Here is a 13,185-nt window from a genome sequence, read left to right as displayed (position 1 = left end):
TCTGTAGAAGACGCTTCAATCTATTGTGGTGCTGACTGTCCGCCCCAGCAGGCAGCATCGACCCTTGACCGGAGATCCCCCGCTGGATACTCCGGTCCTTTTCGGCAAATGATTTTCGGCCGGGAATTATTAGCCCAGAAAGCCAGCGGATCTGCTCAGCCACATGATCTATTCGGCTCCCCCGTCGAGAATGGCCTCAGTGGTGTCCGGCTTGATCGGAGACTCACATTGACTGCATATCACCAACCCTTTCAGTGGCTTTCCGCATGGGTCATGTCGGAACAACAACGGTGGACCTTCCGGACCGGAGTACCAGCGATCGCCCCATTGGGTCATGGCCATGAGCATGGGGTAGAGGGAAAACCCCTTTTCGGTCAACAGGTACTCACTTCGAGGCGGACGAGACTGATACTGACGCTGCCGGAAGATCTCCATTTCCACCACGCGCTTGAGACGATCAGTCAGTATATTGCTGGCCAGTTTCAGGGTCTTCTGCATTTCGTCGAAACGCCGAATGCCGAAAAAGCCCAAGGCCACGACCTGCGGGGTCCAGCGATCACCGATCAAGTCAAGCAATTGTCCGGACACGGGAAGCGCCTGCCTGGAACTGGATGCAGCCGTCGTTCTTCGACGACGTCGCTTGTTGCGCATGATCCAGCTAGCACCCGGGCCATCGCGAAATGTCACTTCCCGCGCATCGATTGGCTTGCGGCAATCGGCACAGACCATGACCGGCGTTATCGCCTTTCCGCACCCCAGGTGCCTGACTGCCGGCTTATTGAAACGAGGCACCCATTGCTGCTGCCAGGCCAGCGCCATCAAAGCGGTGTCAAACAGGTCCCGCCCCTTTTCGGTCAACAGGTAGTCCAGGCGTTGATTGGGGGTCGAAGAAGGAGCACGCGACAGTATCCCTTGATCAACCAGCATGCGCAGGCGCGCACTCAACGTGCTGCGAGGAATATCGAGTCGACGTTGAAAGTCCTCGAAGCCGTGGACGCCGAGAAAGCATTGCTGAAGGATCACTACAACCCAGCGATCACCGATGACCTCAAGCACCCGATGTATTGAACTGGCCTTGATCAGATGTCGAGTATCCACAGGAGTCCCCATCGCTACAAATTGCCTTGCAATAACCGGATGGGAATCGTAGCATAACCTTAAGTCCAGCTAAGAAAGTAACTTTAATGAATTCCTTTGAACGCCTGATGGGCGATCTGCGTTTACCGCTGATCGCGGCCCCCATGTTTCTCGTATCCGGTCCGGACCTGGTCCTGGCAGCATGTCGTGCTGGCATCATTGGCGCTTTCCCCGCACCCAATGCACGCACCCCGGAAATCTTTGCCGAGTGGTTGCAGGCCATTCGTGAAGGACTTGCCGACACTGGCCACCCCTGGGCAGTCAACCTGGTCATGCACAAGAGTTATGCCCGTCGCGACAGCGACCTTGAAATGACCGTTGCAGCCAAGCCGCCTCTGGTCATCACCGCACTGGGCAGCCCACGCGATGCGATCGAGGCTGTTCATTCCTATGGCGGACTGGTACTGGCTGATGTCAACAGCGTCGACTTTGCCCGCAAGGCGGTCGATGCCGGTGCCGACGGTCTGGTGCTGGTCAGTGCCGGAGCAGGCGGACATACCGGCCAGGTCTCCGGTTTCGCGTTCGTGGACGCGGTCAGGCAGTTCTTCGATGGTCCGCTGGTTCTGGCTGGATCAATTTCGACGGGCCGGGCCATACGGGCAGCCGAGGTACTGGGAGCTGACATGGCCTACATGGGTACCCGGTTCATCGCGACACGAGAAAGCCTGGCCAGTGATGATTACAAGTCCATGCTGGTCGAAGCCGGTCCTTCCGACATCGTTTGCTCACCGGCCATCACGGGTGTTCCGGCCAACTGGCTCAAGCCCAGCCTGGCATCCGCCGGCTATGATCCGGACAATCTGGAAGCAGGCAAAAAGCCCAACTTCGACGACCCGCACCAGAGCCTCAAGGCCTGGAAGCATGTGTGGTCTGCCGGCCAGGGAGTGGGCGCGATCGACCAGGTACAGACCGTCGCTGAACTGGTCGACCAACTAACCGAGGAATATCAGGCCGCCTGTCAACTTCCGGTCGCTGGAAAGCGCTCCTGAAGTGGACTACAGCCGGATCGACCGACACTCAGAACTTCTTGCACTTTTTAGAGGATAGAGTACATGCATGAACATAAGTACCCGAAGGTAGAAGAACGCGTACGTGAATATGTCCGACGCGGCTGGTGGGGCGAAACGACACTGAGCGACCTGCTTGAACAGGCAGTCGCTGCGCATCCCGAAAGGATGGCATTGGTCGATCAACCCAACCGGGAGAGCCTGGACGGTGATACCCCAAAACGATGGACCTGGGCGGAGCTCAGCGATGAAGTCGAGACCTGCGCGCGCGCATTATCCAGGCTGAACATCGGTCGGGGCGATGCAGTGGTCGTGCAGTTGCCCAATGTCGCCGAGTTCGTCGTTCTCTACCTCGCCTTGGCACGCATCGGAGCCGTCATCAGTCCGGTACCGGTGCAGTACAGCCGTCATGAGCTGAGCATGATTGCCGAGGCACTTGAGCCGGCCCTGTTTATCGGGATCACCCGTTTTCACGACCACGATCTGACCCAGGCCGCCAAGGCGGTCGGCTTCCGGCAATGTGTCTGGCTGGGCCCGGAACCACCCGATGGCGACGCCCCCTTTTCCAGCCTGCTCGATCAGGCCCGATCGGAAACCGACACGCCGCCGGTCAATTCGAATGCCAATGACATCATGACGGTCTGCTGGACTTCAGGCACCACCGGCTCCCCCAAGGGTGTGCCGCGCACGCACAATCAATGGATGGCCATTGCTCCGGCCACCTACGAGGGTGCGGAGATGCGCGAGGGCGATGTGCTGCTCAATCCGTTTCCGTTCGTCAACATGGCAAGCATTGGCGGGTTTCTGATCAACTGGCTGCGTTGCCAGGGCACGCTGGTTCTCCATCATCCACTGGAATTGCCGGTTTTCCTCAGCCAGATTCCTCAGGAAGGGGTGACTTTCACGATTGCCCCGCCGGCTCTGCTCAACATGCTGCTGAAAAACGACGAGTTGATGAGCCAGTTCGATTTGTCCAACCTGCGCTGCATCGCATCGGGTTCGGCGCCCCTGTCGCCCTGGATGGTCAAGGGCTTTGCCGACAAGTACGACATCGGCGTGGTCAACCTGTTTGGATCGAACGAAGGCGTCAGCCTGGTCAGTGGCCTTGAGGACATGCCGGACCCAACCCTTCGTGCCAGCTATTTCCCGCGCTTTGGCGTCGATGGTATCGAATGGAATGCCAGTGTTTCGAAGATGGTCAGCACCCGGTTGCGCGACCTGGAGACCGGCGACATCATTACCGAGAAGGGGCAGCCCGGAGAACTCGAGATCAAGGGCGCGACCATCTTCGACCACTATCTCGGCGACACTCCGGACAATCCCGAAGTCTTTACCGACGACGGGTACTTTCGCACCGGCGACCTGTTCGAGATTTCCGGCGATGGCAATCCGCCGCCGTTCTACCATTTCGTCGGTCGCAGCAAGGACATCATCATTCGTGGCGGCAACAACATTTCGCCCGACGAGCTCGACACCATGCTGGCTGCCCACCCTGCCCTGGCCGAAGCGGCCACCGTAGGCTATCCCGACGAAGACCTGGGCGAGCGCGTGTGCGCATTCGTGGTCCCCAAGCCCGGCGAGCAGGTGAGCCTGGATGACATTACCGGTTTCCTGCGTGAACAGGGGCTGGCCGTGTTCAAGTTGCCCGAGCGCCTGGAAACCATCGACGCCCTGCCGCGCAATGCACTGGGCAAGGTGGTCCGTGACGAGTTGCGTCAGCAACTATGAGACCGGTCTATATCCTTGGTGGCAGCCAGAGCGACTTTGCCCGCAACCTCGCCCGCGAGGACCGGGAACTGTTCGACCTGTTCCGGGAAGTGCTGACCGACGGCCTGGAGCAAACCGGTCTGGCGCCAGATCAGATTGGCGTCGGTCACGTCGGCAACTTCGTTGCCGAACTGTTCACCGGCCAGGGCCATCTGGGCGGCTTTTTTGCCGAGGCGGACACCCGCTTCGACGGCATGCCGTCCGTACGCCACGAGGCGGCGTGCGCATCAGGTTCCATGGCCCTTCTGGCTGCCATGGCCGACATCGAAAGTGGACGCTACTCCTGTGCCTGCGTGCTCGGGATCGAGCAAATGCGCAATCTCGATGGGCAAACGGCTGCCGACCACCTGGCCGCCGCCGCATGGCGCGGGCACGAAAGCGAAGAGGCGCGCTTCCTGTGGCCGGCACAGTTTGCCGAGCTGGCCCGGGCCTACGATGAACGCCATGGTCTGAAGCGAGAATGGCTGGTGGAGCTCTCGCGCAATGCCTTTGCCAATGCGCGCAGGAACCCGCTGGCCCAGACGCGAAAATGGACGGTGGGGGCAGCCCAGTTGTCGGAAGACGATGAAGCCAATCCACTGATCGAGGGATGCCTGCGCAAGCAGGATTGCGGCCAGATCACCGATGGCGCCGCCATGGTCGTCCTGGCCGATGCCGACTTCGCCAGCGCCTGGTGCCGGAGGCATGGTCATGATCTGGCAACCATTCCGAAGATTGCGGGCTGGGGCCACACCGGTGCCCCCATTCGTCTGCAAAGCAAGCTCGATGGCCAAGCTGCTTCGGGCGCCATGCTGCCCCACGTGGCCGGGGCGTTCTTTGCCGCTCTGAAACGGGCCGGACTGCAGGACGCGAGTCAGCTGGATGCCATCGAACTGCACGATTGTTTCAGCATTACCGGTTACATGCTGCTTGATCACCTGGGACTGGCCCCGCCGGGTCAGGCCTGGCAGGTGATCGAGCGCGGCATCGGCCTGGATGGTGAATTGCCGGTCAATCCCGGCGGTGGCCTGATTGGATTGGGTCACCCCGTTGGCGCAACCGGCGTCAGGATGCTCAACGATGCCGCACGTCAGGTCCGTGGCGAGTCCGGAGACTGCCAGGTCGAAGGAGCCCGTCACGTGGCAACACTCAACGTCGGTGGCAGTGCGACCACCGTTGCAAGCTTTGTGGTGAATCGATGAATGCAATGATTTTCGATGCGGTGCGAACACCGCGTGGTGCGGGCAAGGCCGATGGTGGCGCCCTGGCCGATGTGGCACCGCTGGAGCTTTGCGCCCAGCTGCTCAAGGCCCTGCCCGAACGGACCGGACTGGATCCGGCAAATGTCGAGGACGTGGTCCTGGGCTGCGTGACCCAGATCGGCGATCAGGGCGCGAATCCTGCCCGCATCGCGGTTCTGCATGCCGGCTGGCCCGACCCGGTCGCCGGCATGACCGTCAACCGCTTCTGCACCTCCGGGCTCGATGCCTGTGCGCTGGCCGCTGCCCGGATTCAGTCAGGTGAGTGCGGGATGCTGGTTGGTGGCGGGGTCGAATCAATGTCGCGGGTGCCGATGTTCAGCGATCAGGGCGCCTGGTACAGCGACCCGGCCATCATGAAATCGACCCGCTTCACACCGCTGGGCATATCGGCCGATCTGCTCGCCACCCTGGAAGGTTTCAGTCGCGAGGACCTCGATGCACTCGCCCTGGAGAGTCAAACTCGCGCGGTCAGGGCAAGATCCGAAGGGGCATTCGACAAGCACCTGGTGGCGGTCACCGCCCCCGACGGAGAGGTCGTGCTCGATGCCGACCAGCCGCCGCGCGACGGCCTGAGCATGGAAAAACTGGCCGGCCTGCCGGCAGTGTTTGCCGAAATGGGAGAGAAAGGTGCCGATCGCCGCGCCCTGACCGCCTTCCCCGACCTGGATCGCATCGAACACCTGCACAGCCCCGGCAACTCGCCGGCGCCGGCCGACGGGGCCGGCCTGGTCCTGATCGGATCCGAGCAGGCCGGCAACGACAGCGGCCTGGCACCGCGCGCCCGGATCCTGGGATGGGCAAGCGCGGCGGCCGATCCGGTGCTGATGCTCACGGCCGCCGAAGATGCCACCCGAAAGGCCCTGCACAGGTCGGGACTTGAAGCCGGAGAGATCGAGCGCTGGGAGGTCAACGAAGCATTTGCCGCCACCCTGCTGCGTTATCGCCGGGAATTCGCCATCGACCCCGATCGACTCAACGTCAATGGCGGCGCCATTGCCCTTGGACATGCCATGGGTGCCACCGGCGCCATGCTCATCGCCCAGCTGCTCGATGCCCTGGACGCCTGCCAGGGGCGTTACGGCCTGGTTGCGGTGGCCGGCGGTGGCGGGCTGGGCAGCGCCATGGTTGTGGAGCGTCTGCCATGATCAACAGCAATGATGTGATTGGCGCCTGGCGGCTGCTGGCCTGGGAAATCGACTTCGAGGGCCTTGATGAGCCGGTCCATCCGTTCGGCACAGATCCGATCGGCTGGCTGGTCTACAGCGCGGACGGTGCGATGTCGGCCCAGTTGATGAGTGCGGGGCGAACTGGTCTGGGCGGACGGTCGATTCGCAAGCTGTCCGACCAGGAGCGAATCGATGTGCTCGAAACCTTCTTTGCCTATGCCGGCCGCTACCGGATCGAGGGCGATGTCATCATCCACGAGGTGGATGTGGCCCTCAATCCCGACTTTATCGGTCAGGACCAGCATCGCAAGGCAGTGCTGGAAGATGACCGCTTGATTCTCACTGGCAATGAAACCGATGCCCGGGGCCGCCAGCGTCGACATTGCCTGAAGTGGCAACGCATTTGAGGAGCAGATTGATTGATGAATTTCGAACCCACCGGAATCGACCCCTTGCTTGATGAGGCCCTGTCGGCCATTGCAACCCGCAGCGCGTTCAGCGGTTTCAAGGAGTCGGGGAGCAGCCGCATCCACGGTACCGAGAAGCCGGCCGCCGGAAAAGCCGCGTACGAGGCCTGCCTGGGACAGGCGTTTCGCCTGGATGACAGCGAAGCCGACTTCATTGCGGCCGAGGAAGTCTCTCCGTTCACCGGCGAGGCCCTGGGCATTCGCTATGCCGGTCCGGACCCGGACCGGCAGTTCGCCGCCGCTCGCGCGGCCATGAAAGGCTGGGCGAGCGCTTCGGTGGAGCAACGCATCAAGCTGTGCGTCGAGATGCTCCGGCAAGTGGATGAACACGGCTTCGAGATCGCTCACGCCATCATGCACACGGCCGGTCAGAGCTTTCCAATGGCCTATGCCGGCAGTGGCGCCAATGCGCTCGATCGTGGCCTGGAGGCGGTGGCCTGGTCATGGTTGATGATGAATGCGCTGCCGTTTCAGGCCAGCTGGCAAAAGCAGGTCGGCGCCGGCGACCCGGTGCGCCTGGCCAAGCGCTGGCGTCTCATGCCGCGCGGACCGGCGGTGGTCTTCTGCTGCGCTTCCTTTCCAACCTGGAACGGCTACCCGGCCATGATGGCCAACCTGGCCTGCGGCAACCCGGTTCTGGTCAAGCCTCACCCCACCGCGGTGCTGCCGATGGCCATTGCCGTTCGCATCATACGCAAGGTGCTGGCCGAAGCGGGATTCGATCCGGGCCTGATCCAGCTTGTGGTCGACAGCTCCAGCAAGCCCCTGGGCAAGGTGCTGGTCGAGCATGACCAGGCTGCCATCATCGACTTTACCGGCAGTGCCCGATTCGGATCGTGGGTCGAGCAGCATGCCGGCAACCGTCCCTGCTATACCGAGACCAGCGGCATCAACACGGTCATCCTGGATGGTGCCGAGGATATCGACGCTGCACTCGATTCGGTGGTCAATACCCTGTGCCTGTTCTCAGCCCAGATGTGTACCAGCCCGCAGACGTTCTACGTGCCTGCCAGTGGCATGAGCGACGGCAACGGTCGTTGCCTGTCAGCCGATGAAGTCGAGGCGGCGCTGGCCGGGCGCATCGATGCACTGGCCGCCAACCCGAAAAGGGCGGCCAGCGTCATGGGCTGCATCCAGTCGCCCGCGACCCTGTCGCTGATCGACGAGTGGACCGGTTTGGCCGAGTCCGGCCGCTACCGCCTGCTTCATCGCAGTGACCATTACGCGCATCCGGCTGGACCCGATGCCCGCACCGCGACCCCGCTGGTGCTCGGCCTGGATCTTGAAGACGGCACCGCACCTCAGGAAGAGGTTTTCGGGCCGATCGCCTTTGTGATCCGCACTGCCGACCGCGATCAGGCCCTGCAACACGCCGCCGACAGCGCGCGACGTCACGGCGCCATCACGGCCTACCTGTATTCCACCGATGAGGACTACATCGAGTCGGCCACCGATGCGTTCGCCTGGGCCGGAGCCGCACTGACCTGCAACGTGACCGGCAACATGCCGTTGAATTTCTCGGCCGCTTACAGCGATCTGCATGTCTCCGGCCTCAACCCGGCCGGCAATGCCACCCTGGCCGAACCGTCGTTCATTACCGGACGCTTCCGCTACGCCCAGGTGCGCCGGCCACTTTCGGGGGACGGGGATGAGTGAAACCAGCCACCCGGCATTCGACCTGAGCGGAAAGGTGGCCCTGGTCACCGGTGCCTCGCGCGGCATCGGCGCGGCCATCGCCACCTGCTATGCCCGGGCCGGAGCACGGGTCGCGGTAACGGCGCGAAGCCTCGAGTCTTTGCAGGACATCACCACTGCCATCGAAACCGATGGCGGGCAGGCCCTGCCGCTGGCCGCTCACAGTGGTGATCGCGATGCGGTGAACCAGGCCCTGATCGAAGTCGAAAAAGCCTTCGGCGGAATCGATATCCTGGTCAACAACGCGGCCACCAATCCGCATTTCGGTCCGGTACTAGATGCCGACGAAACGCTCTGGGACAAGATTCTCGATGTCAATGTCAAAGGCTATGCCCGCTGGGTTCGCGCCAGTGTGCCGGGCATGCGTCAGCGCGGAGGCGGCAAGGTCATCAATGTCGCATCCATCCTGGGGCTTGCACCCGGTGAAGGCATGGGGTTGTACGCGATCAGCAAGGCCGCGGTCCTGATGCTCACCAAGGCGCTGGCCACGGAGCTGGCCGATGACGACATTCAGGTCAATGCCCTGGCGCCGGGCTTCATCAAGACCCGCTTCAGTGCCGCACTGTGGGCCGATGAAGCGCGCAGCGCGGCATTGAACTCGCGCATTCCGCAAGGCCGGGTGGGCGAGGCAGGAGAATTGACCGGCATGGCCCTGTATCTCGCCGCGCCGGCCTCATCGTTTACGACCGGCTCGGTCTTCGTGATCGACGGTGGCCACTGTGCCGGCAGCCTGAACATCGGAGGATGATTTCACCATGATGCATCTGACCCCCATTCCCTCGTTTCCACCGGTCAGTGATGAATTCAGCGCGCGCCTGGAGCGGCTGCGCGAGTTGGTCGACGAGGTGCTCATTCCGCTCGAGCCGCTGATGCTTGGCCATCAACAGTCCGAGTTCGAATCCGCCCTGGAACAGGTTCGGGCGCGAATGCGCGAAGAAGGATTCTGGCTGCCCCAGGTGCCGACCGGGCACGGCGGTCAGGGACTGAGCCTGTATCAGCATGGCCTGGTCAGCGAGCAGCTGGGCCGCAGCCTCGTCGGGCATGTGGCCTGCAACTGTCAGGCGCCCGATGCCGGCAACATGGAAGTGCTGATCGAGCGAGGCACGGACGAGCAGCAAGCGACATTTCTGAAGCCGCTGCTGGCCGGCAAGACCCGCAGCGCGTTCGCCATGACCGAGCCCGGACATGCCGGTTCCAACCCGGTGGTCATGTCGACGCGCGCGCGCCGCGACGGCGAGGAATACGTCATCGACGGTCACAAGTGGTATACGACCGGCGCCGATGGCGCCGCCTTCCTGATCGTGATGGCGGTGACCGATCCGGACGCACCGCCCCACCAGGCCGCCAGCCAGATCATTGTCCCGGCCGACACGCCGGGCTACGAACTCGTCCGCAACATTCCGGTCATGGGCGAAACCGGCTGGGGACATCACTCGCATGCCGAGGTTCGCTTCAACAAGGTACGGGTGCCCCTGACCCATCGAATCGGCGCCGAGGGCGAAGGCTTCAGAATTGCCCAGGAGCGCCTGGGGCCGGGCAGAATTCATCATTGCATGCGCTGGCTGGGTATCTGCGCCCGCGCCTATGAACTGGCCGGGCAGCGGGCGGCACAGCGCCAGTTGGGTCCGGACCGGATGCTGGCCGATCAGCAAACCATACAGAACTGGCTGGCCGAAAGCCGGGCCGAGATCGAGTCGGCCCGACTGCTGGTTCTGGACACCGCGGCGCGCATAGACCGGGACGGACAATATGCCGCCCGCAGCGCCGTGTCCATGATCAAGTTCCATACCGCCGGCGTTTTGCAGCGCGTGCTCGATCGGGCATTGCAGATTCACGGCGCCCTGGGCATGTGTGACGACACGCCGCTGGCCTACTGGTATCGGCACGAACGGGCTGCCCGCATTTACGATGGCCCCGATGAAACCCACAAGATGGCACTGGCCCGTCGTCTGATTCGGGATTTTGCGACATGAGTGCCCGTGACGTCATCGAGGTTCGACCGGATGAAACCTTCGACGAAGCCAGGCTGCTGGCGTGGTTGCGCCAACAGGAACTGCCCGGGCTCGAGGGGTCCATGCGCGTGCGTCAGTTCGGCGGCGGCAAGGCCAACCTGACCTATCTGCTCGAATTCGACCAGGCCCGCTACGTCCTGCGTCGCCCGCCGCTGGGTGAGATCCCCAAAGGCGCTCACGACATGAGCCGGGAGTATCGGGTCCTGTCCAGACTGCATCGCGAGTTTCCACCCGCACCCCGTGCCTGGTTGTTCAGCGACGACCACGACATCATCGGCGCCGACTTCTTCATCATGGAGTATCGCCAGGGGGTGGTCGTGCGCGAGCAGATGCCGGCCGAATTCGCCGCGCTCGATGATGCGCCCGAGCGCATGAGCTTCGCCCTGGTCGATGCCCTGGCCGATCTTCACCGGGTCGATCCGGAACGGGCGGGCCTGGGAGAACTGGGGCGGCCGGAGGGGTTCATCCAGCGCCAGGTCGAAGGCTGGTACAAGCGCTGGCAAGCGGCTGAGCTGGATCCGGTCGAGGAAATGGATCAAGTGTGCCACTGGCTGCGCGAGCACCTGCCCGAGAGCCAGCGCGTCTCGCTGATCCACAACGACTACAAGCTCGACAATGCCATGCTGGCAAGCGACGACCCCGGTCGCATCGTGGCCATATTCGACTGGGACATGTGTACGCTGGGCGATCCTCTCAGCGATCTGGGCGCCCTGCTCACCTACTGGACCCAGGCTGATGATCCGGCCGAGTTCCGCGCCATGGCCATGATGCCGATCGATCCCCGCTTCCCGTCACGTGAGCAACTTGTCGAACGCTACGCCAAGCGCTCCGGCCTGGATGTCAGCGCCATTGCCTTCTACCACGTGCTGGGGCTGTTCAGGCTGGCCGTCATTCTGCAGCAGATCTTCATCCGCTATCACCGCGGCCAGACCCGGGACCGGCGTTTCGCCGGTTACAGCGAACTGGCCGGCCTGGCGGCTCGTCGAGCCCTGGCCACGACCGACCGGAGCACACACGACAAGGCTTGATGCAGCAGGCCGGCTCGCTTGAAGCGACGGTCGATATTCGGTAGACTTTAGTTACTTTCATAAGCAGACTTTCCTGCTGTCGGAGAGTCGAACCACGAGGAGATACAGGAATGAGCCAGGTCAACATGTCAGCCCGGGAAATGGACTATTCCCCCGAGGCGCCATTCGGTCAGGAATACGGTCCGGTACTGATGGGACCATTTGCCCCGGTTCTGGAGGAAACGGTGCTCGATGACCTGGAGGTGGAAGGAGAAATCCCGTCCGATCTCAACGGCGTCTACTTACGCAACGGTCCCAACCCGCGCTTTCCGCCACAGGGCCGCTACCATCCGTTTGACGGCGACGGCATGATCCATGCGGCCCACTTCGAGAACGGACGGGTCGTTTATCGCAATCGCTGGGTCCGCACCGCCGGCCTGGTCGAGGAAATGCAGGCAGGCAAGGCTACCTACTGGGGCATTCGCGAAACGCTCAAGGGGCGCGACGACAAGCGTCTGAAGGATACGGCCAATACCGATGTGATCGGCCACGGCGGCATTGCCCTGGCCAGCTGGTACATGTCCGGTGATATCTACAAGATCGACCCGGTCACGCTCGAGACCCTCGGCACCGCACCCTACGCTCAGGGACTGGGCGGAGGCTATTCAGCACACTCCAAGGTCGATGAAAGCACCGGCGAGTTGATGTTCTTCGACTACTGGAACGAATCTCCGTACATGAGCTACGGCGTAGTCGGCGCGAATGGCGAGGTGAAAAACCACGTCCCGATCCAGTTGCCCGGCCCGCGGCTGCCGCACGACATGGCCATCACGAAGAACTATTCCATCCTGCACGACCTGCCGCTGTTGCATGAAGAAAAGGCGCTGGCGGCCGGCCGTCACAAGCTGGAGTTTCATCCAGCAATGCCGACCCGTTTCGGCGTCATCCCGCGCTACGGTGATTCGGACTCCATTCGGTGGTTCGAGTTTTCACCCTGCTTTCTCTATCACACGGTCAATGCCTGGGAGGAAGGCGATGAAGTGGTCATGGTGGCCTGTCGCTACATGCCGGCACGAACGACCTCCGGCGACATCGATTCCAACCGCACCGCCCGTGACATCGCACAGCTGAAGATGAATGCGCGCTTGTGGCGCTGGCGGATGAACATGAAGACCGGCCAGTGCAAGGAAGAGCCCATCGACGACCGCTACAACGTCGAGTTCCCGTCCTTCCGGGCCGAGCACATCGGGCAAAAGACACGCTATGCCTACCTGGTCGACCATAATCCCGAAATACTGCACTGGACGGGTATTCGCAAGTTTGACACCGACACCGGCCAGTTGCTGGGGTCATTCAGCGATGGCCATGAACATTCATGGTATTCGGAGCCCTGGTTCGCGCCGGCCGATGGCGGTAGTGCCGAAGACGATGGCTATGTCGTCGTTTTTCGCTGGGATCAGGCCAATCGCGAGCAGCAGCTGCAGGTATTCGATGCCCGCGATATCGATGCCGGCCCGGTCGCACGTGTGAAAATGCCCGTGCGCGTGCCATCGGGTTTCCACGCCTGCTGGATCAACCGAGAACGCATTGCCGATACTCGCAGCGCCTGATCGGCATCCCCGGATCGAACAGATCGATCGGCAAGCAACAGCTGGCCACGATCTGTCGATCCGCTTCCGACGCAGA

11 protein-coding genes are annotated in these 13,185 nt (G+C 62.4%); 10 read left to right on the top strand and 1 reads right to left on the bottom strand.

Annotation, left to right across the window (positions count from 1 at the left end; genetic code table 11):
• Positions 1-168: 168 nt before the first annotated feature.
• Positions 169-1,098 (bottom strand): winged helix-turn-helix transcriptional regulator, encoded by a 930-nt coding sequence (locus IC757_RS05265; RefSeq protein ID WP_190976319.1) that lies wholly within the window; start codon positions 1,096-1,098, stop codon positions 169-171.
• Between the two features lie 86 nt (positions 1,099-1,184).
• Here IC757_RS05265 and IC757_RS05260 point away from each other — a divergent pair, with 86 nt between their 5' ends.
• The 10 genes from IC757_RS05260 (at position 1,185) to IC757_RS05215 (ending at position 13,109) form a co-directional block, all read left to right on the top strand.
• Positions 1,185-2,126 (top strand): NAD(P)H-dependent flavin oxidoreductase, encoded by a 942-nt coding sequence (locus tag IC757_RS05260; RefSeq protein ID WP_190976318.1) that lies wholly within the window; start codon positions 1,185-1,187, stop codon positions 2,124-2,126.
• 63 nt (positions 2,127-2,189) lie between these two features.
• Entirely contained in the window at positions 2,190-3,872 is a 1,683-nt protein-coding gene (locus IC757_RS05255) for a class I adenylate-forming enzyme family protein (protein WP_190976317.1), read from the top strand.
• Positions 3,869-5,092 (top strand): acetyl-CoA acetyltransferase, encoded by a 1,224-nt coding sequence (locus IC757_RS05250; protein WP_190976316.1) that lies wholly within the window; start codon positions 3,869-3,871, stop codon positions 5,090-5,092. Before IC757_RS05255 ends, IC757_RS05250 begins: the two co-directional genes overlap by 4 nt.
• Positions 5,089-6,297, top strand: a complete 1,209-nt coding sequence (locus IC757_RS05245) for an acetyl-CoA C-acyltransferase (protein WP_190976315.1) — start codon at positions 5,089-5,091, stop codon at positions 6,295-6,297. The genes IC757_RS05250 and IC757_RS05245 overlap by 4 nt, the downstream gene beginning before the upstream one ends.
• Positions 6,294-6,725, top strand: a complete 432-nt coding sequence (locus tag IC757_RS05240; RefSeq protein WP_190976314.1) for a lipocalin-like domain-containing protein — start codon at positions 6,294-6,296, stop codon at positions 6,723-6,725. The genes IC757_RS05245 and IC757_RS05240 overlap by 4 nt, the downstream gene beginning before the upstream one ends.
• 15 nt (positions 6,726-6,740) lie before the next feature.
• Positions 6,741-8,441, top strand: coding sequence for an aldehyde dehydrogenase family protein (locus IC757_RS05235; protein ID WP_190976313.1), 1,701 nt, complete (start codon positions 6,741-6,743; stop codon positions 8,439-8,441).
• Complete coding sequence (locus IC757_RS05230; RefSeq protein WP_190976312.1) at positions 8,434-9,228, top strand: glucose 1-dehydrogenase; 795 nt, start codon at positions 8,434-8,436, stop codon at positions 9,226-9,228. The genes IC757_RS05235 and IC757_RS05230 overlap by 8 nt, the downstream gene beginning before the upstream one ends.
• A 7-nt stretch (positions 9,229-9,235) precedes the next feature.
• Positions 9,236-10,453, top strand: coding sequence for an acyl-CoA dehydrogenase family protein (locus IC757_RS05225; protein WP_223846263.1), 1,218 nt, complete (start codon positions 9,236-9,238; stop codon positions 10,451-10,453).
• Positions 10,450-11,520: a phosphotransferase family protein gene (locus IC757_RS05220; protein WP_190976311.1), complete on the top strand. Its 1,071-nt coding sequence runs from the start codon at positions 10,450-10,452 to the stop codon at positions 11,518-11,520. The genes IC757_RS05225 and IC757_RS05220 overlap by 4 nt, the downstream gene beginning before the upstream one ends.
• A 110-nt stretch (positions 11,521-11,630) precedes the next feature.
• A complete protein-coding gene (locus IC757_RS05215; protein ID WP_223846262.1) occupies positions 11,631-13,109 on the top strand; it encodes a carotenoid oxygenase family protein in 1,479 nt (492 codons plus the stop codon).
• The last annotated feature ends 76 nt before the right edge of the window (positions 13,110-13,185 follow it).

This window comes from Wenzhouxiangella sp. AB-CW3, assembly GCF_014725735.1.
GTDB lineage: Bacteria > Pseudomonadota > Gammaproteobacteria > Xanthomonadales > Wenzhouxiangellaceae > Wenzhouxiangella.
This window is presented reverse-complemented; position numbering and strand designations above follow the sequence as displayed.

Excerpts from the sequence above, each read along its gene's own strand:
- IC757_RS05250 (WP_190976316.1), top strand. The coding sequence starts at position 3,869 with ATGAGACCGGTCTATATCCTTGGTGGCAGCCAGAGCGACTTTGCCCGC.
- IC757_RS05230 (WP_190976312.1), top strand. The coding sequence starts at position 8,434 with ATGAGTGAAACCAGCCACCCGGCATTCGACCTGAGCGGAAAGGTGGCC.
- IC757_RS05220 (WP_190976311.1), top strand. The coding sequence starts at position 10,450 with ATGAGTGCCCGTGACGTCATCGAGGTTCGACCGGATGAAACCTTCGAC.
- IC757_RS05235 (WP_190976313.1), top strand. The coding sequence starts at position 6,741 with ATGAATTTCGAACCCACCGGAATCGACCCCTTGCTTGATGAGGCCCTG.
- IC757_RS05245 (WP_190976315.1), top strand. The coding sequence starts at position 5,089 with ATGAATGCAATGATTTTCGATGCGGTGCGAACACCGCGTGGTGCGGGC.
- IC757_RS05215 (WP_223846262.1), top strand. The coding sequence starts at position 11,631 with ATGAGCCAGGTCAACATGTCAGCCCGGGAAATGGACTATTCCCCCGAG.
- IC757_RS05255 (WP_190976317.1), top strand. The coding sequence starts at position 2,190 with ATGCATGAACATAAGTACCCGAAGGTAGAAGAACGCGTACGTGAATAT.
- IC757_RS05240 (WP_190976314.1), top strand. The coding sequence starts at position 6,294 with ATGATCAACAGCAATGATGTGATTGGCGCCTGGCGGCTGCTGGCCTGG.
- IC757_RS05225 (WP_223846263.1), top strand. The coding sequence starts at position 9,236 with ATGATGCATCTGACCCCCATTCCCTCGTTTCCACCGGTCAGTGATGAA.
- IC757_RS05260 (WP_190976318.1), top strand. The coding sequence starts at position 1,185 with ATGAATTCCTTTGAACGCCTGATGGGCGATCTGCGTTTACCGCTGATC.